Origin of the sequence: Flavobacterium sp. 5, from assembly GCF_002813295.1 — a bacterium.
In the GTDB taxonomy this organism is placed as follows: Bacteria; Bacteroidota; Bacteroidia; order Flavobacteriales; family Flavobacteriaceae; genus Flavobacterium.
Window position 1 is genome coordinate 1,990,136 of the sequence record NZ_PHUE01000001.1, and the last position, 20,433, is coordinate 2,010,568.

Consider the following 20,433-nt stretch of genomic DNA (forward strand, 5'->3'; position numbering starts at 1 on the left):
GATGAAGAGGATAAAAAACTATTCTCTTACAATTGCCATACTTCTTATCACAATAGGAGGTATGGCAATCCTGTATTTGTACGGATTTCATAAAGAATTTGACAAGAAAAACATTTCGCAAAATGCCGATGGAATTATAATGGTAGATATAAAAAACATTAGAAATCATTTTGTTTTTTCCTATCTAAAAAATCCTTCTGTATGGGAATTCAGTTTAAATAATTCTGAAGCTACAAAACGTTTTGATGTTTCAAATTACGGAATAGAACCATCTGATTATTTAGCCTTTTTTCACATTCAAAACCAACCTTTAAATCAGTGGTGTTTTGTTGCTAAAATCGAAAATGAAACAAAATTCAACAAAGCCTTAGTCAAAGCTAGCTTTGCTAAAACAAAAAACAATAAGTCTTTTATCTGTTATTATTCCAAAATAGTAGACGCCTGTATCATTCAATATGCAAATCAAATTCTATTTTGCAAAAATGCTTCAAATAACCAGCAATTTTGTCTTCAAATTGCAGAAGATTTATTTGAAAAACACAACTATTTTGATTCTAAAAAAATAGAAAAAACTATTAAAACTCCCAATGCGATAACTATTTGGATCAAAAAAAATAATTTACTCGACGACAATGGAATCATAAACATATCATTGAAGGAAGGCGAAATCGTAGCTGAGGGGCAACTTAATTGGAAGCCAAAATATGAAAAACTGTTTCCTTTCGTTCAAAATTCAAACACTTTATTATCATTAGGATTCAATTTTGAGATGATTCAGAATGAAGATATCCTAAAAAATCATTCGGTTCAAATCAACAAAATAATTGGGTTTGACTTGGATTCCATTTTAGCACATCACCCAACTCAAACTGAATTAGTACTTCATAACATAATTGAAAAGAAAGATTCGGCTATTACGTATGATTACGATGATGATTTTAATCCAATAAAGAAAGTAATTGTTCATACCAACCGTGAGCCTGCTTTTTATTTTTCAGTACAAACTGAGAATTCTCAAAAAGTATATGACTATTTAAAAGTTCAAAATATAATCGACGATCATGAAGTATTCACAAACTTTCCTTTGGCAATAACTAAAAGTTCTGTAGAAAATAATTCTTTTACATTACAAGCTAATCTCCCAAAAGACACTTCTTCAAAATATTCTACTCCTAAAATAGGGTATTTGCAAATAAATCTTAATAGACTTCAGCCAAAAGACTGGCAATTTTTGATTGCTAAAAACAAAAACATTGAACTTTTAAAGCCGTTTGAAAGTTTACAGATAGAACTTACTCAAAAGAATAATTTAGGGTATTTTCAAGCTTGCATAAAAACAAAAAAAGATAAAAATTTACTCAAAATTATAAAGTAAATTAACCTAAGTCAAGTCTTAATTTTTAGAATTTAACACCTAAATCAAGTAAAAATACGTGTTCTAACGGTTTTGTCGTAGCTTTCACACCTATTTCTATATATTTGACGTTTGTAATTTGTCATTAATATAATGACTTCAAATTAGAAACCACTTTATGGGAAACATCACTCTAACTAGACGAGCCTTATTTTCTAAATTACTAAAAAGTCTATTGATAAATGCTCAGGAAAAAGATCCTTTATTCGAAAAATACTCTCGTAAAATCTATACTGGACGTCGTTATTCGTCCTTAACTAATCCAAAGAAAAATCTAACTGGAAAATCAGATTCAGAAACTGAACGAGTAATAAATGTCACCAGTGGGCTTGCACTATATACAGGTACATGGTCAACTTCAGAAGCTTTGCATTTATTAAGAAGAACTGGTTATGGATTCAAAAAAACTGATGTTGATACGGTTCTAGGCCTTGGCATGAATCAAGCTGTAGATTTGATTTTAACCATTGACAATACTCCACCAGCACCTCCAGTAAATCATTACGAAAACGAAAAGCCAGACGAAAACGGGCTGCCTTATGGAGCAGACTGGACAAATAATGCTTTTTCAACTAATGACATTGGAAGCGATACTAATAGCAATCGTACATCTGGTTTGAGTTCTTGGTCATTAGGACTTGCCTTTAATCAAGACATTACTATTCGTGAGAAGATGACACTTTTTTGGTATCATTTCATTCCTGTTGATTTTGAATTTATAAAGCAATCTTCTAATGAATTTTGTAATTCCAATTCGGCTAGAATTTGCTACAAATACATGAAAATGTTCCGGGATAATGCCACAGGAAATTACAAAACATTGATACGTAACATGGCTACTCAGCCTGCTATGATGTTTTATCTTAACAATCAAGCCAATACTAAAACAGCTCCAGACGAAAATTTTGCGAGAGAAGTTATGGAACTTTTTACACTCGGAAAAGATGAAGCCAGCCAATACACAGAAGCCGATGTTATCCAAGCTGCAAAAGTCCTAACAGGATGGAGAGTTCAAAATTTGAACACCACTACCGAAGCAACGAATTTCGTTGATAATTTGCATGATACTGGGACCAAGAAATTTTCGCCCTTTTTTAACAATACCTCGATTCCAAATACTGGTGCTGGAGAATTGGATTTATTTATTGATATGATTTTTTCTAAATCAAAAGTTGTATCCGAATATATTTGCCGTCGATTGTATCGTTTCTTCGTTTATTATGATATTGATGCTAACATTGAAGCGAATGTCATAGTTCCTTTAGCTCAACATTTTGTGGCCAATAATTGGAATATTTTACCCGTTTTGGACAAACTGCTTAAGAGTGAACACTTTTTTGATATGGCCAATAGAGGTGTCTATATCAAATCGCCATTAGACATTATTGTGGGAACCATGCGTACTTTCAACGTTAATTACAATGTGGAAGATTCAACCAATTATGAAGCCCAATATCATCTTTGGAACCAATTTAATTATGCTATGTATGATATGCAGCAATCCATTGGAGCTATTCCAAATGTAGCGGGCTGGCAGGCATTTTATCAAAAACCTTCTTTTCATGAATATTGGATAAATTCGAATTCCATCCAAAGACGTTATGGTCTGATCGAATATTTATTTTATGGTTTTGATATAGAAAAAAATGGAGTAACCACCAGAATGGAAGTTGATGTTATAGCCTTTGTTAAACAATTTTCAAATGCTATCTGCGAAGACCCTAATTTATTGGTAAATGAATGCATTCAGTATTTAGTGCCAATAGATTTCAGTTTGAATGCTAAAAATGCGATCAAAACACAAACACTCTTAACAGGTCAGGATTCAGATAAATATTGGTCAGGGGCTTGGAAATCGTACATCAGCAATCCAAATGAAATGACCCTCTCGATTGTAAAAACAAGAATTCGAAGTTTATTACTCACTATTGTTGAATTTGCTGAATATCAGTTAATGTAATTTATAAAAAATGGAAAGAAGAAAATTTATAAAGACAACTGCTATTGCTTCAACAATACCGTTAGTTTTCAATCATATTCCTGTAATGGCTTCTTCTCAAATCGAGAGCAGGAGTTTACAATTACTCGCCAGTGCAGCAGCCGGATGCGGTAAAATATTAGTTATTATTCAGATGAATGGTGGAAATGATGGCTTGAATACCGTTTTACCCAGAGACAAATGGGACGAATTGACTAATGCCCGTTCTAATATTTTGATGAAAGAAACCGAAGTTTTGCCATTGCATTATAACGAAACAACAGGTTTACATCCTGCTATGAAAGAAATGCAACAATTGTACAACAATGGTAAAATGTTGATTGTCCAAGGTGTCTCTTATCCAAATCCAAGTTATAGCCATTTTAGAGCAACTGATATTTGGTTTACTGCCTCAGATAGTGATAAAACATTACAGTCAGGATGGCTCGGAAGAGCATTAGACACTGTATATCCAAGTTTTCCAGCAGGATATCCTAATAAAGATATGACCGATCCATTGGCGATACAAATAGGCTCCACTCTGCCCTTTTCTTTACAGGGCCCAAAAATCAACATGGCTTATAGTGTAGCAAAACCTGAAGATTTATTAAATGTAATTAATGAAACTTCCGATCCTGCACCTAACTCCGATTATGGTCATGAACTCACTTTTTTAAGGCTAATGAAAGATCAGAGTAATGCGTATAGACAGACTATTCAAAAAGCATATAATGTTCCTAAACCACAATCGCCAACTTATCCCAACAAAAATGGACTGGCTGATCAATTAAAAATTGTGGCCAAATTGATTAATGGTGGTTTACAAACTCCGATATATGTAGTAAACCATCCCAAAACTTTTGATAGTCACGAGAATCAAGTTTTGGACACTGATAGAACATTAGGTAAACAAGCTGAAAATTTAAGCATTCTCTCGCAAGCTATAGGCGCTTTTCAAGAGGATTTAAAATTGATGGGCAAAGCCGATATCGTGACAGGAATGACTTTTAGTGAATTTGGACGCAGAATCAAGAGTAATGACAGTTCTGGCACCGATCATGGTTCCGGAGCACCTGTACTCTTTTTTGGAGCTGCATTAAATACAGGCAGAGGAACTGTAGAAGGAACCGCAAACCCCGTTTCGGGCATGATTGGAACTTCTCCAAATTTGCCACAAAATGCAACGGTCAATGACCAAGTTCCTTTCCAACATGATTTCAGACAAATTTATGCAACTATAATGCAAGATTGGTTGTGTATGACTGAAGCACAATCTGATGCAGTATTGGGAGGGTCGTTTGAAAAACTACCGATTTTTAAAACCGATAAATCGATCTATTTCCCAAATGAGGATTTCATGAGGATTTTTCCAAATCCTGTAACAACCAGTCAGATTAATCTTCAGTTTTATAACTTTGTAAACAGTACAGTTCAAGTAACAATTTACACTTTACTAGGGTCTAAAATTTTTGGAAATGTGTATGCTGTTGATGGAGATATTTTGAGTTTTAATACCCATCAAATATTAGCGTCCGGTACTTATATAGTTCAAGTAATTTATAACGGAACAAAATTTTCTGCAAAAATGATTGTGCTATAACGGAGTATTTTCTTAGATATCTGTGAATTATATAATTAAAAAAAATAAACTTGTAATGAGTATTATAAAAGATTGAATCTGCACCCTGTTTTCAAAAAAAAACTTAAATAAAACATAATAAAACTTTATTTTTGCGTTGTATTTAAAAAAAAATTATGAAAAAATTTATTCTAATTATTGCTTTTGGTTTTATATCAAATAGCATATTTGCTCAAAACCCTTTAAAAGAAGGTCAAACGCAATTAAACGCTGGTGTAGGAATATCTGGCTGGGGAGTTCCAGTATATTTTGGACTTGATTATGGAATTTCTAAAGATTGGTCTCTTGGAGGTCAGCTTTCTTTTCAAACAGATGATAGCGGTTACCATGGTTACCATTATGATTCATCTGCAATTGGAATAGGAATTAATGGAAATTATCATTTCAATAGAATATTGGATATTCCAAGTAATTTTGACTTTTATGCAGGACCAAGTCTTACGTATTACATCTGGAATTACGATGATTACAATGACTACCCACATCCGGACAATGATGCTTTAGGTCTAGGTTTACAAGTAGGTGGTCGTTATTTCTTTAATGATACATTTGGTATTAATTTAGAATTTGGAGGAAACACAGGAACTAGTGGTGCTAAATTTGGAGTAACCTTTAAATTGTAAAACACAACCTTATAATATAATTTAAAAACCATCTGAAATTCTCAGATGGTTTTTTTGTATCCTATATCCAACAAGTGATTGAAAGAAAATGTTTAATACAAAATCATTGATTATATTTGATACACTAATAAAATTCGAAATGAAGAAATGCTTCTTGTTGATTGTACAGATTTTGATGATTTCGGCTTATGCCCAAAAAAGCACAAACCAAACATCAGATATTGCCCAACTGGAGCAAAAGATGGCGACTAAAAAAATGAATTTAACCGTCAATCCCAATACACAAAACTATGATCTTACCTATCAAAAACTGCAATTTACTGTAGATCCAACCAATTATTATATTTCGGGAATAGTGACTAGTACTTTTAAAGCATTGTCTCCTATTTCCACAGTTACTTTTGATTTAACTAATCAATTAACAGTAAGTACCGTTACCCAAAATGGAGTTTCGGCACCCTTTACACAAAACGCTAATAACGAATTGGTGATTACTTTACCAACTGCTATAAATACGGGGTCTTCGACAACAGTTGAGATTAGGTATGCAGGAACTCCTGCCAATGGCGAACAAGCTTTTATCACAACCACACACGATACCACTCCTATTTTATACACTTTATCAGAACCTTATGGGGCGCGTGATTGGTGGCCATGCAAACAAGATTTAAATGACAAAATAGATGCAATAGATGTCTATATTACAGCTCCATCGCAATATGTAAGTGTTTCTAATGGAGTTGAACCAGAGGCTCCTATAATTAATGGAACCAACAAAACAACTCATTTTCATCACAGCTATCCTATCCCTGCATATTTAGTTGCAATAGCAGTAACAAATTATAGTGTATACAACCAAACTGGAGGAACTGTACCCAATCAATATCCCATAATTAATTACATCTATCCAGAAACCTTAGAATCTGTAAAAACACAATTAGATCAAACGCCTTTAATTTTAAATTTATACGAAAGCCTATTTGAAATCTATCCTTTCCATGCCGAAAAATACGGTCATGCCCAGTTCCAATGGGGTGGCGGAATGGAACATACTACAGTTTCTTTTATGTATAGCTTTGAAAGAGACTTAATAGCGCACGAAATGGCACATCAATGGTTTGGTGACAAAATCACTTGTGGAACTTGGAACGATATTTGGCTCAACGAAGGTTTTGCCACTTATGTTGCGGCTTTGGTTATTGAAAACTTTGATGGCCAAAACTCTTTTATTTCCGAAAAGAACAAAATGATTAGTAACATTACCTCCAAACCTAATGGAGCCGTGTTTGTCACTGATGCCGAACTTTCAGATACTGATAGAATTTTCAGCTCTCGATTAACGTATAATAAAGGGGCTATGGTACTAAATATGCTCCGTTTTAAATTAGGAGATGCTTTATTTTTCGAGGGTGTAAAAAATTATCTAAAAGATTTAAATCTTGCCTATAAATATGCTAAAACGGCTGATTTAAAATCACACCTGGAAGCAGTTTATGGAAGCAGTTTGACCGAATTTTTCAATGACTGGATATACAATCAAGGGTACCCAACCTATACAATAACCGCTCAAAATTTAGGTGGTGGTCAAGCTAAATTTACAATCAGCCAAACACAATCAGATCCTTCGGTTTCTTTTTTTGAGATGCCTGTCCCAATTCGTGTTTTTGGAACTGGGGGACAGCAATTGGATTTGGTTTTAAACAATAGTGTCAATGATGAAAGTTTTACTGAAAGCGTTCCTTTTACAATTACAAGCATCACTTTTGACCCTGAAAAAAATATTATTTCCAAAAGTAACACAGTAACTTTATCACGCAAAAAATTTGAATTGACTTCAGCTCAGTTATTTCTAAACCCAACTAACAACGTGCTTTCACTTGATATTCCTAGTGGAATAACTATCGAAAAAGTACAATTTCACAATATCACAGGTCAAAAAATAAGTGCAACAAACGCATTAACTACTTGGGATATTAGCTCTTGGGCATCGGGTATTTATTTCATGACAGTAAAGACAAATGCTGGGTCACAACAATTGAAATTTGTAAAGCAATAATTTTGACTTATTAAAACCAAAAACTTTACTCCTTTTTAATCTCGTGTCCCACAAATTCTTCCAAGACAGCAAACATTTCGTCTACAGAAAGAACTTCGGTATCTGGATGGGACTTTAAGAAATTGGCATTTAATGCAACAAGGTTTTCTTCTATTTCAAAAAAAGTATCATTGTTCAGTAAGTCTCTAATTGGATTCACCCCTTCTAGTTTACCTTTGAAGAATTTCTCTCGCTTGACACTGCTCATCAGTTTAACTTTTTTGCATTGTTGTTGAAATAATTCTAAATGTTTTTCGGCGCCAAGCAATTGCAAGCCTTCTTCAATAAGTTCATTCAATTCTGTATTCCAACGGGAATTATATACAAATTGAGCAAAATTTCCTTCGGTACATTGAGACGTGTAATAATCTAAATAATAACTCATCATGGCGTCTTCATGAATCAAATCATCGTCAATTTTTTCCTCACGCATTAAGTTAATTACCGAAATATTAGAGTTGATAACGTCTTGTAGGTTCTCACTATTCGCCGCGGTTTCTGAGATTATGATTTTTCCGAATTCCATTTGAGTTTCTATTTATATAATGAACTGCAAAATTGCATCAAATAATACTAAAACACAACTGCTTATTATTTTTATAAAAAACTAAATATTAAACAAAAAAAGGGAAATATCCTTCTTTTTTAATAAATGTATAAACTACATATTCTAATAAATACATTAGTTTTGTTCTATTAGTTTCTAATAATTCACCAAACCAACCTTATGAAAAAAATCTCTTTAATAATAGCAGTTGCACTCTTTTTAAGCTTGACTTCATTTAAAAAAAACACCAATCATACAGATGATGGTTGGATAAAATTATTGGACAACGACTTGAGCAAATGGGAGATGTATCTTAGTTACAAACATAAAGATGGATACTCTGGTAAAATTCCAACAGATACAAATGGGAAAGAAATCCTGCCAATTGGTTACAACAAAAATGTAAATAATATGTTTACGATAATTCAGGAAAACAACGAACCTGTACTCAAAGTCTCTGGGGAGTATTATGGTTGCGTTTTTACCAAAGAAAAATTTAAAAACTACCGCTTAAAGCTAAAAGTAAAGTTTGGAACCAAAAAATGGGAACCCAGAACAGATAAACTTATGGATGCAGGTGTACTGTATCACTCACAAGGAGAAGCAGGTGTAGATTATTGGCGTGCCTGGATGCTGTCGCAGGAATTTCAAGTTATGGAAGGGCATTTTGGAGATTACTGGAACATTGCCAATGCAGCAATCGACATCCGGGCGTATCTTCCAGAAGGAGCAATGAATGCTGTGGCAGACGAAAGTCAAAATTTCCTTCCGTTTGGAACACACACAGAAAACTCGGGTTTTTGCATGCGAAAAATGAGAGCTGAGACACCTAATAATGGTTGGACAGAAATGGAATTAGTTTGTTTTGAGGGCAAAAGTCTTCATATTATAAATGGGAAAGTGGTCATGGTTTTACAAAATTCCCGTTATTTTGACGGTCAAAAATTCCAACCCTTAATTGAAGGAAAAATACAATTACAAAGCGAAGCTGGCGAAGTTTTCTACAAAGACATTAAAATAAAGCCAATAGACAAAATGCCTGCGGAGTTTGAGAGCTATTATAAGTAAGCAAAATTCAATACTTAATTTTACAGGCTTTCGTATGAACTGATAAAAATTGTACTATCTGTTTCACAGCTATTTTATTAATAAAAAACGGAAACAACTATAAAAGTCGTTTCCGTTTCAAACTACTTCTCAAAAAAAATTAGGATATAGATCCTGATTAAAAAAATTATCTGATGTAAACCGAAATAGCATTACCATTTCTTAATTTCAAATCAGTAAGTGTAAGATTAACAATGTCATAAGTTGTACTTGTTCCATTGACAACAAGTGTTAGTTTATCACTTGATCTGGAATAAGTTCCTGAAGTAGTTGTTAGCGCACACTGACTAACAGTGGAATCATAATCTCCTGAAACTAAAGTATTGTCAATCTTTAGGTTAATATAATCATGGTTACAACCACTTGCATTTTGTGGTGGATCTGTCAATGTTTCTACACCATTCACATTGGTACCCACTTTGACAATACTCCATTTCCCTTCTATAGGAGCTATTGTATCTCCTTCGTTTTCATCATTATTATTACTGCAGGATGATGTAAATAATCCGATACTTAATGCTAATGCATATAATATACTTCTAGTTTTCATGGCTCTTTTTTTTAAAATTAATAATGGCTAAATTAACTTTAGAGTACTTGAAACCTGTTACATAATTATTAGTATAATTTACATTATTCTCATTAAACCACAAATCTATTGATTCATAAATTGCTTATTTTGAGTATTTTTCGATTATTTTTGTTAATTCATTCGCTTTTTGCGTACCAATCAAAATTTTATCTCCGTTTTTTAACTCAATCGCTAACCCCTTATTTCCTTTGGTATTATAAACAGTTCCATAAGAAGTAAACAATCGGATTCCATAGCCTACAAATCTATAATTCAAAACTGTGGCTGATTTTACATCTTCCCATTTGAATGTTTTTTTCACCAACGGAATAAACTTAATTCGAATTTCGTTTTGATCAATTTCTGTTTCCAGTCTCATGTACAAAAACAAAAACAGGACCACTAATGGAAATATTGCAAAGGTAATTAATCCCATATCCGACATGGGTTTATCCCCAAAAGGCACTCCAACAATCAACTGTCTATAAAGCCCATAAATTGGGAACAATCCGATTGCGATTAATAGCAACCATAACCACCATTGTGTAAACTTTTGTTTTTCTTTAAATTCTGTTTGCATTGTTTCTTCTAATTATATGTTACTATCTTGACAGGTTTATGATTCTCTTTAAGTATCTCAAATAGCCTATTTGAATAAAATACTTCAGTAAAAGTGAAATTTTTTTCGATTTAGAAATTTGGTATCAGATGAAACCAAAAATTAAGCACACCTGATTTATATGTTCTCAGATTCGTCAGGGTTCTTTTTCTGATTCATTTTTGCCACCAAAGCTTTTAATCGCAAAGCCTTTTCTTTTTTCTCTTCTTGAAGTTTAGTCTTTTTTCGATTAAGCAATTTGGTGTGTAAAGCCTTGTTTTTGGTGTTTTTTTCAGGTCCTTTTGCCATGATTTATAATCTTGTTAAATTACGGATGCAAAGATAAATAAATGGATAAGAAGATTGGATTAAAATCAGCTATAACAGAGTTACTTAACTGATAAAAAACTTATTTACTCTTTATTTTTTTCCTTTTTATTAATGCTACGAATTGTCAATAGCATACCTAATATTACTAATAAATTGGGAGCAATTCCTAGATAACTATTTTCTTTTAAGTTATCAAAATTAAATTCGGATAGTTTTAGTATCAGTAAAATACAACTTGCAAAAATTATAATGTAAGCTATTCTTTTTCTATTCATAATTATTTCTTTTGTTTTCCAAGTACAAAACCTTCTTTAAATTCAGCCTAATACCCAAATCTCTTGTACAGCTTTTAGCAGTTCTACTTTTCTTTATGTAGCTCATAATTTTGATTAATTAATTTTTCAAGCCTTTCAAAATTATATTTTAATGCTGACAAACCAATAGTTAAAGGGGTTCCGTATAATTTATTGTTTAAATTAAGAAGCATCTTTTTAAATCTATTTGAGCGGTCAATATATTTTTCTGGATTATGAACATTAATTAGCAAAATTCTTGATGATTTTCTGTTTTTAACCGCATAGATTAACTTAATTGAATCAATGTCCTTCCATAATATCAAACCTACACTTATGGCACTTGAATTGTCAAATATTCCATTTTCATCGAGGATTAATCCCGGTTTTTTGTCAAATAATTTTATTGGAAGATAAATCCATGCTAAGCTTAGAAAAATAAGATTAAATAATCCGACTGCTTTAATAAACTCAACACTTTTGAATCTGTAAGAAATAAACCGTTCTGGATATTGAAAAAGATAATAACTGCCTATGATAAAAATAGACACTCCAATCAGCATTAAAATAAGCTTAATTTTGCTTGATGGAATTTCAATTCTATGTATCATAATTTTTTATCATTTTGGTTTTTAAGCTAACCGCTAACTCGTATATAAATCTGATAGAAAAAGATCAAATCTTACCCATTTAAGTGCTTGCAATTATTTTCGTTTTCCAAATATATTCTTTTCTTACAAAAAACATTCATTTCCAGTCTGTCATTTCCCCTTTCCACAAGACAAAACACCTTAAAAACCCCAAATTTGGCGTTCCGAAGCCCACGGTTGGCGTTCCAGACCCCAAATTTGGGGTTGTATGACGCCATTTTTTACGTTAGAGACGCCAAATTTGGCGTTCGGAACGTAAACTTTCACGTTATACAACGCAAAATTTGGGGTTCAGGACGCCAAATTTGGCGTTGTACTACGCCATCGATGGGGTTCGAGACGCCAACCGTGGGCTTCGGAACGCCAAATTTGAGATTATTGGCACTACAACTTGTTGTTGTAATTAGAATTGCTTTGTCAATTAGACATCAAAAAAAAAGCCCCTTTAGAGACTAATCTCCAAAAGGGCAGTGGCATTATAACGATCTGCATATTGTAATCTGATGCGTTTAGGATACAATTATTTTTTAAGAAGTCGCGGTCTCATCAACCGTTTTTGCAGGAGCCGAAGCAGTTCCTGTTCTACTAAAAAACTGCCCTATCGCGGTAACTTTATTCTCAAAACCTGCCACTTTGGTACTGGCTTTGTACTTAGCATAATCATAATCTGTAAGTGCTGCCTGATAATTATCAAAATCGTGCAGGATTTTATTATTACTAAGTCCGTCAATCATATTTTGCAGACGCAATATGGTAGATTGTAAAAAATCTCTAGAGTCAAAGTCATTTTGAAACTCTACCCAATCTACATCGGGGCTACTCAAAGTGGGCTGACTAGTTCTATAATCCCTTGCTTTGTTAACTATTAGTTTATTCTGCTCGTTGATACTCCCGTACTTTTGACGTTCTTCGGCACTAAGGTTTTTCACTTTTGGCATCAATGTGGCCTCTAGTGCTGCAAGATGTGTAGCTACACTTGTTTTTTCGGCAGCAATAAAATGAACGCTGTTTAAATTTTCGAATGGCATATAATTTTGGTTTTTTAATGTTAATATTTTTTAAAAGTAATACAAATCTTTAATAATTAAACATTAAACAAAAGAATATTCTTATTTTTATTTAATATAGATTCTTTCTTCTTATCAATTGATATCCTTACAAGATTGTTGTTGATCGAAAAAACGAAATGCCCTAGCCCCGATAGTAGTGGAAATCCTTTTTGTTTTTTCTTTAAAAACAAAAAGATTGCAACGTATAGCGGGAAATAGCTCCTAATAAAACCTTTAAACTCTCGATTGTATTGCTTATTTTTGCACCCAATAAAATTGAATCATGATACAGAATCCAGAAAGATATACGATTACGGCGGCATTGCCTTATACTAACGGACCGATACACATTGGGCATTTGGCGGGGGTTTACGTTCCTGCTGATATCTATTCGCGTTACTTGCGTTTGCAAAATCGCGATGTTTTGTTCATTTGCGGAAGCGACGAACATGGTGTGGCTATTTCGATGAAAGCCAAGAAAGAAGGCATTACACCGCAGGAAGTAATCGATAAATATGACGGAATTATTAGAAAATCATTCTCGGATTTTGGAATTGCATTTGACAATTACTCCAGAACTTCGGCTCAGATTCATCATGATACGGCTCAGGAGTTCTTTAAAAAATTATACGACAACGGTGATTTTATCGAAGAGGTAACCGAGCAATTGTATGATGCGAAAGCGGATCAATTTTTGGCAGATCGATTTGTAACTGGTACTTGTCCGAAATGTGATAATCCAGAAGCGTATGGTGATCAATGTGAAAAATGTGGTTCGACACTAAATGCTACTGACTTAATTAACCCAAAATCGACTATTACGGGAGAAACTCCGATCATGAAAGAAACGAAACACTGGTTTTTGCCTTTGGATCGTTATTCGGATTTTTTGAGTGAATGGATTTTGGTTGGACATAAAAATGACTGGAAACCGAATGTTTACGGTCAGGTAAAATCTTGGATTGATGGTGGTCTTGAACCTCGTGCGGTAACGCGTGACCTTGATTGGGGAATTGATGTTCCGGTTGAAGGTGCCGAAGGAAAAAAATTATATGTGTGGTTTGATGCTCCTATTGGTTACATTTCATCTACCAAAGAATGGGCTCAAAGAGAAGGAAAAGACTGGACGCCATACTGGAAAGATAAAGGAACGAAACTGGTTCACTTTATTGGGAAAGATAATATTGTTTTTCACTGTGTGATTTTCCCTGCGATGCTAAAAGCGGAAGGAAGCTATATTTTGCCAGACAATGTGCCTGCGAATGAGTTCTTGAACTTGGAAGGAAATAAATTATCTACGTCTAAAAACTGGGCGGTTTGGCTGCACGAATATTTGGAAGAGTTTCCGAATCAACAAGATGTTTTGCGTTATGCATTGACATCTAACGCTCCAGAAACTAAGGATAATGATTTTACCTGGAAAGATTTTCAGGCGAGAAATAACAATGAATTGGTGGCTATTTTTGGAAACTTCATCAACCGTGTGGTAGTGTTAACCAATAAATATTATAACGGAGTTGTTCCTCAACCAAATGAATTTTCAGAGGTTGATGAGGCTACTTTGACGGAATTGAAAGCATATCCTGCTGTAATTTCGAGTTCTGTTGAAAGATACCGTTTCCGTGAAGCGCTTGGCGAAATGATGAATGTTGCCCGCCTTGGAAACAAATACCTAGCCGATGAAGAGCCTTGGAAAATGATTAAAACGGATGAAGAGCGTACTAAAACTCAGATGTATGTTGCCTTGCAGATAGCTGGTGCTTTGAGTGTTTTATGTGAGCCGTTTTTGCCTTTTACAGCAAATAAATTGAGCCGTATTTTAAAAACGGAAAATTCAATTAATTGGAATTCTGTTGCTGAAACATCTGATTTAATTGTAACCGGACACCAAATTGGTGAAGCCGAATTGCTTTTTTCTAAAATTGAAGATGAAGAGATTCAGAAACAAATAGAAAAACTGGAAGCTACCAAAACGGCTAATATTGCCGAGAACAAAAAAGCAGAACCTCAGAAAGATTTGATTCAGTTTGAAGATTTTGCCAAAATGGATATCCGTGTAGGAACTATCCTTGAGGCTGAAAAAATGCCGAAAGCAAACAAACTTTTGGTTCTAAAAGTTGATACTGGAATTGATGTCCGCACGATTGTTTCGGGAATTGCAGAGAGTTTTAAACCTGAAGATATTATTGGAAAACGTGTTTCTGTTTTAGTAAACTTAGCTCCAAGAGCATTACGTGGTGTTGAAAGCCAGGGAATGATTTTGATGACGACGAATGCCGAAGGAAAATTGGTTTTTATCAATCCTGATGCTGATGGCGTTGCAAATGGTGAAACGATAAATTAATATTTATATTCACAATTATACGGTAGAGACGTTGCACTGCAACGTCTCTTTTGTTTTAACAACCATCACGTTCCAACAACGTATTTTTCGTTTTGAATAACCACCCGTTCTGACAACATTTTATTTTGGATGACGCGTTCATTTTTTTCGTTTCAATTTAATGATTGCAATGTTTATTTGTAGTATTTATCAGTATTTTATATTTTGATGATAGCTTAGAAAATATTATATTCGTTTATAATGGGGATTGTTGACATGCTTTGTGTCCTGTATTGTGGGAGACGTTGCAGTGCAACGTCTCTACGAGAACGTGAACGAAAATGAAAAAAATATGAACGAAAAATTCCAAAACAAATATCGGATTCCATCAACTCGATTAAAAAATTGGGATTATGGACAAAACGGCGCTTATTTCATAACAATATGTACTGGAAATAAGGAACATTTTTTTGGTGAAATCGTATCTACCAATGGTGAAAATGAAATACAGCTAAATGAAATCGGAAAATTGGCAAATGATTTTTGGGTAAAAATTCCAGAACATTTTCCGTTTGTTGAATTAGGGAATTTTGTAGTTATGCCGAATCATATTCATGGGATATTGATTATTAATAAAACAAATATTGAAAAACCGTTACGACCTATTGTAGAGACGTTGCACTGCAACGTCTCAACGCATGATGAGAAAACGTCGTTGAATTACGCAAATTCGTTGCGATTGGATGAGGTAGAGACGTTGCACTGCAACGTCTCAATGCACGATGGGGAAACGTCGTTGAATGATGGAAATACGTTGCGATTGGATGAGGTAGAGACGTTGCACTGCAACGTCTCAATGCACGATAGGGAAACGTTGGAATTGGATGGCGTTGAGGTATTGGGATTGGATGGCGTTGAGGTATTGGGATTGGATGACGTTGAGACGTTGCAGTGCAACGTCTCTACCCTGGGAAATGAACAAATGGCTAAAATTTCACCGAAACCAGGTTCAATTTCGACTATTTTGCGTTCCTATAAATCGGTTGTAACTAAACATGCACGTTATATTCATGCTGATTTTCTTTGGCAAGAACGGTTTCATGACCATATTATCCAAAATTCGGAATCATTTGAAAGAATTCAAAATTATATAGAAAACAACATCACCAATTGGAAAGAAGATAAATTTTATAATTAACAAATATCCACGTAGAGACGTTGCAATGCAACGTCTAACACAACGTCTAAATCAACATAACCATATCATAATTTAAATATATAAAGACGTTATTTAAATATATTAAAGACGTTGCACTGCAACGTCTCTACGTAATAATAAACAAAACATGAAAATCACAAAACCAAGAATAGCTTTACTCTGTGGCATCCTTTGCATTTCGATTTTTCCGATATTGATAAAATTGCGTTTGGCTTCGGGATTAATTTCAGCTTTTTACAGAATGTTTTTTGCGGTCGCTTTACTTTTGCCTTATGTACTTTTTACCAAAAAATTTAAACTACCAACTTTAAAATTTACGCTTCTAGCAGCATTATGTGGTGTTTTATTTGCATCTGATGTTGCCGTTTGGAATATTGCCATTCAGGATTCGAGTGCCACTCAAGCTTCATTGCTAACAAATTTATCACCGCTGTGGGTGGGAATTGGTTCTTTTTTGTTTTTAAAATCAAAACCAGCAACGAACTTCTGGATCGGAACGATTGTTTCATTATTTGGAATGGTAACTTTGGTTGGTTTTAGTTTTTTCATGGATTTAAATTTTGATCAGGCTTTTCTGTTTGCGGTTTTATCGGGAATTTTATACTCTATTTATCTTTTGGTAAGTAAAACTGTGCTTTCAAATGTTGACGTTCTATCATTCATGACTATAAGTTTATTAGCATCAAGCACTTATTTAGGCATCCTTTGTTATTGTCTAGATGAGAGATTTACAGGCTTTTCGAATACGGGATGGTTTGTACTATTGCTTCAGGCTGTAGTTTGCCAATTGTGCGCCTGGCTTTCGGTTAGTTATGCCACACAACACATGCGTACAACAAGAGTTTCGCTTAGTTTATTAAGTCAGGCTGTAATTACTTCAATATTAGCATGGTTATTTTTGGAAGAAAAAATAACTTTACAAATGATTATTGGCGGTGTGATTTTACTTTTCGGAATCAGGATTACCTTTTACAATAAAACAATTTCAATGTCAAGGCTTTTATCAAACAAAAAGCTTAAATAAAACAACATCTTATCATGTCACATACAAGCAAAATTCCAAATTTAAAGGTTATCGCTTTCGATGCTGATGATACTTTATTTATAAACGAAACTTACTTTGATGAAACCGAGAAAAAATTCTGCGGTCTGATGGAAGATTACCTTTCACATCAAGGGATTTCGAAGGAATTATTCAAAATTGAAATCGACAATCTCAAATTGTATGGTTACGGAATCAAAGGATATATCCTTTCGATGATTGAGGCTGCCATGAAGATTTCAGACAATACTATCCCTGTAGAAGTCATTGAAAAAATCATTCAATACGGAAAAGAACTACTCGAAAAACCTATTGTTTTATTAGAAGGTGTTGAAGAAACCTTGGAAGCTTTGCATGGTAAATACAAATTGGTTGTTGCCACCAAAGGGGATTTACTGGATCAACGCCGTAAATTACATAACTCTGGTTTAGGTGATTATTTTCACCATATCGAAGTGATGTCAGACAAACAGGAAGTAGATTACCTGGACTTGATTAAACGTTTGGAGATTAAACCCGAAGAGTTTTTTATGATTGGTAATTCCTTAAAATCGGATGTGTTACCAGTTTTGGCCATTGGTGGACACGCTGTTCATATTCCGTTTCATACGACTTGGGCACATGAAAAAATTGATCATACAATAGAACACGAGAATTTTAAAGCATTCGAAACCATAATCGAAGTTTTACAGCTTTTGGAATTATAAAAGTGACCTTTAAAAACATTTAGAACCTAGTTAGAATGCTTTTTATTTAGTATTTTAGCTAGGTTTTTAATTTAAAACAAACTCCCATTTACTTTATAAAAAATTGGATTATCCCTAAACACTAAAAAATGAAAACTCTTTTAGAATTAGACAGTTGGAATCGAAAGGAACATTTTCTTTTCTTTAAACAAATGCAAGAACCTTTTTTTGGAGTAAACATAACCATCGATTGTACCCAAGCCTATACAAGTTCTAAAACACTTGGCACTTCATTCTTTATCTATTATTTGCACAAAACATTGGTAGCTGTAAATGCTTTTGAGAGCTTCCGATACCGTATCGAAAATACACATATTTATAAGTACGACAGAATCGACGGATCGGCAACCATAAGTCGTGCCGATGGTACATTTGGTTTTTCTTTGATAGAATTCCATCCCGATTATGCTATTTTTGAACAAAATGCTATAACTGAAATTGAACGCATTCAAAATACAACAGGATTATTTACCAGAGAATTTAAAGATGATAATGTTATTCATTTTTCGGCAATTCCCTGGCTCAATTTTACCTCGCTTTCTCATGCTCGTAACATGACTTTCCCAGATAGTTGCCCAAAGATTTCTTTTGGTAAAATGATGGTATCTCCAGAAGGTAACCGCAGCATGTCAATGTCCATTCACGTGCATCACGGTTTGATGGACGCTATACATGTGGGGCAAATGGTAGATTATTTTCAAGGAATAATGAACCTATGATAGTTTTAAGACAAATTTTATTTTCCGATTAACCTGCTACTTTTTATCCATTTATATGAAAAAGATAATCACTTTTTTAATTCTATTTCAAAGCACTTTTCTTTTTAGCCAGACTGTTCTGGCTACTTTTCCATTAGAACTAAAAAAATCTAAAGATTACAAGCAAATACTCAATGTCGAAAATACTACGACTCACGATCTTTTTGTTTTTGCTTCTGATAAAGAAACACTCACGATTCTAAAATACAATAGCGCTTTGTTTTTATCTAATCAATTAACACTGGCAAGACCCGAAATTAGCTATAAACAAATCGTAGGATACAGTTTTGATAGTGAAGGAAATCCAACACTATATTGGTCAAACCAAGATTTAAATAAAATACTGGCCGTACAATATGATTTGAATACTAAAACTACTACTACCATTATCAATTATGACCTGCAGTATTTCAACCAAACCCTTATTACTCAATTTCAAGAAAACAACACATTCTATATACTTGCTAAAAAGGAATTTGAAGAAAAACTAATATTGTATATTTTCAAAAATGGTACAAAAGAAGAAAAAATACTTGATTTCACTTCTTTTAAATATCAAAACAGCAAAAACAAAGAGATAAAGTTCAGCCAGATTCTGGAAGCTCTTCCTATTGAAAAAATAGAGACAAATCAATTCAATCCATTATTCAAAGGCACGCAAAGAACAAAATTATATGTCCTGAAAAACCGTTTGCTACTCACTTTCGACCATAACGATAATGAAACGCAGGCATTCGACATCGATCTTGCAACTTTTGAAATTCACGAAAAAAACTTTCCAAAAACGGCAACCAAAAATTATGTCAGCTTATCTAATTCCTATTACCACGAAAATAAAATATACCAGCTCAAAGTCAATGCTGACGAATTGCTTTTTGAAATAAAGGATTATAAGACTACAGATAGTATTAAGAGCATTTTAGTTTTAAAAACTGATACGATTCCTTTTAAAACTTCTCCTTTGAGGTTGCAATTGGATGGACAAAAACCAAAAGAATTTAAAACCACCGCTAAGTTTTTGAATCAATTAGTGTATCTGGAGGTAGGATTGACCGTTTACAAAACTTCTAACTCCATTTTGATCACATTAGGAGGTACGGGTAACATCCAATTTACGGATATAATCAATTCAGACATCAATCAATTTAACAGCGAGTTACTGTATCGTACTATACCAACGACCGTTTATTTCGAAAGTATATTTGATAAAAAACTAGATCATATCAAGAAAGATCAGGAACCTCTTGCTTTCGATTTTATTTCTGGCTTTGAGCAGGAACACCCCGAAGTAACCTTACAGAGTATTATTCGATACAAAAATTACTATATTTTGGGGTATTATGATAGTTACAGTAGACAATATACCATGCGTAAGTTTATCGATGGATTTGAACGTACGTTTTAAAAGAAAATTCTCAATCTTTATTTAAACACAAAAGCCCATGATGCAT

General features: G+C 33.6%; 18 protein-coding genes. 12 read left to right on the forward strand and 6 right to left on the reverse strand.

The annotated features are described in order from the left end of the window. Position 1: 1 nt before the first annotated feature. The 5 genes from CLU82_RS08025 to CLU82_RS08045 all read left to right on the forward strand — a co-directional run bounded on the left by CLU82_RS08025 (position 2) and on the right by CLU82_RS08045 (position 7,710). A complete protein-coding gene (locus tag CLU82_RS08025) occupies positions 2–1,375 on the forward strand; it encodes a hypothetical protein (RefSeq protein ID WP_157813337.1) in 1,374 nt (457 codons plus the stop codon). Between the two features lie 157 nt (positions 1,376–1,532). Continuing rightward, positions 1,533–3,374 (forward strand): DUF1800 family protein, encoded by a 1,842-nt coding sequence (locus CLU82_RS08030; protein ID WP_100842601.1) that lies wholly within the window; start codon positions 1,533–1,535, stop codon positions 3,372–3,374. 10 nt (positions 3,375–3,384) lie between these two features. Beyond that, a complete protein-coding gene (locus tag CLU82_RS08035) occupies positions 3,385–4,992 on the forward strand; it encodes a DUF1501 domain-containing protein (RefSeq protein WP_100842602.1) in 1,608 nt (535 codons plus the stop codon). Positions 4,993–5,147: 155 nt separating this feature from the next. Beyond that, complete coding sequence (locus CLU82_RS08040) at positions 5,148–5,654, forward strand: outer membrane beta-barrel protein (protein ID WP_100842603.1); 507 nt, start codon at positions 5,148–5,150, stop codon at positions 5,652–5,654. Positions 5,655–5,793: 139 nt separating this feature from the next. After that, on the forward strand, positions 5,794–7,710 hold the full coding sequence (locus CLU82_RS08045; protein WP_100844975.1) for a M1 family aminopeptidase: 1,917 nt from the start codon (positions 5,794–5,796) through the stop codon (positions 7,708–7,710). A 25-nt stretch (positions 7,711–7,735) separates the two neighbouring features. Here the strand turns inward: CLU82_RS08045 and CLU82_RS08050 are convergent, their stop codons facing one another. Further along, the gene (locus CLU82_RS08050; RefSeq protein WP_100842604.1) at positions 7,736–8,275 is read right to left on the reverse strand and encodes a DUF4375 domain-containing protein; all 540 of its coding nucleotides are present in this window, start codon (positions 8,273–8,275) and stop codon (positions 7,736–7,738) included. A gap of 201 nt (positions 8,276–8,476) precedes the next feature. On the opposite strand from CLU82_RS08050, the gene CLU82_RS08055 reads away from it, so the two are divergent. Beyond that, a complete protein-coding gene (locus CLU82_RS08055) occupies positions 8,477–9,364 on the forward strand; it encodes a DUF1080 domain-containing protein (protein WP_100842605.1) in 888 nt (295 codons plus the stop codon). Between the two features lie 166 nt (positions 9,365–9,530). Here CLU82_RS08055 and CLU82_RS08060 read toward each other — a convergent pair whose 3' ends face one another. The 5 genes from CLU82_RS08060 to CLU82_RS08080 form a co-directional block, all read right to left on the reverse strand. Beyond that, complete coding sequence (locus tag CLU82_RS08060; protein WP_100842606.1) at positions 9,531–9,953, reverse strand: lipocalin family protein; 423 nt, start codon at positions 9,951–9,953, stop codon at positions 9,531–9,533. A 124-nt stretch (positions 9,954–10,077) separates the two neighbouring features. After that, entirely contained in the window at positions 10,078–10,554 is a 477-nt protein-coding gene (locus CLU82_RS08065; RefSeq protein WP_100842607.1) for a hypothetical protein, read from the reverse strand. Between the two features lie 156 nt (positions 10,555–10,710). After that, positions 10,711–10,881: a hypothetical protein gene (locus tag CLU82_RS20855; RefSeq protein WP_198520206.1), complete on the reverse strand. Its 171-nt coding sequence runs from the start codon at positions 10,879–10,881 to the stop codon at positions 10,711–10,713. A gap of 379 nt (positions 10,882–11,260) precedes the next feature. Then, positions 11,261–11,806, reverse strand: a complete 546-nt coding sequence (locus CLU82_RS08075) for an STM3941 family protein (RefSeq protein WP_100842609.1) — start codon at positions 11,804–11,806, stop codon at positions 11,261–11,263. A 566-nt stretch (positions 11,807–12,372) separates the two neighbouring features. Further along, positions 12,373–12,873, reverse strand: coding sequence for a hypothetical protein (locus tag CLU82_RS08080; protein ID WP_100842610.1), 501 nt, complete (start codon positions 12,871–12,873; stop codon positions 12,373–12,375). 304 nt (positions 12,874–13,177) lie between these two features. Between CLU82_RS08080 and metG the strand changes: the two genes are divergently transcribed. From metG to CLU82_RS08110, 6 genes are all read left to right on the forward strand, one after another. After that, positions 13,178–15,238, forward strand: a complete 2,061-nt coding sequence (gene metG / locus CLU82_RS08085; protein WP_100842611.1) for a methionine--tRNA ligase — start codon at positions 13,178–13,180, stop codon at positions 15,236–15,238. Positions 15,239–15,569: 331 nt separating this feature from the next. Beyond that, positions 15,570–16,415: a transposase gene (locus tag CLU82_RS08090; RefSeq protein ID WP_157813338.1), complete on the forward strand. Its 846-nt coding sequence runs from the start codon at positions 15,570–15,572 to the stop codon at positions 16,413–16,415. A gap of 148 nt (positions 16,416–16,563) precedes the next feature. Further along, positions 16,564–17,460 (forward strand): DMT family transporter, encoded by an 897-nt coding sequence (locus tag CLU82_RS08095; protein ID WP_100842613.1) that lies wholly within the window; start codon positions 16,564–16,566, stop codon positions 17,458–17,460. Positions 17,461–17,474: 14 nt separating this feature from the next. Continuing rightward, a complete protein-coding gene (locus tag CLU82_RS08100; protein ID WP_100842614.1) occupies positions 17,475–18,185 on the forward strand; it encodes an HAD family hydrolase in 711 nt (236 codons plus the stop codon). A gap of 128 nt (positions 18,186–18,313) precedes the next feature. After that, positions 18,314–18,943, forward strand: coding sequence for a chloramphenicol acetyltransferase (locus tag CLU82_RS08105; RefSeq protein ID WP_100842615.1), 630 nt, complete (start codon positions 18,314–18,316; stop codon positions 18,941–18,943). A gap of 55 nt (positions 18,944–18,998) precedes the next feature. After that, positions 18,999–20,387: a hypothetical protein gene (locus CLU82_RS08110; protein ID WP_100842616.1), complete on the forward strand. Its 1,389-nt coding sequence runs from the start codon at positions 18,999–19,001 to the stop codon at positions 20,385–20,387. Positions 20,388–20,433 lie beyond the last annotated feature (46 nt).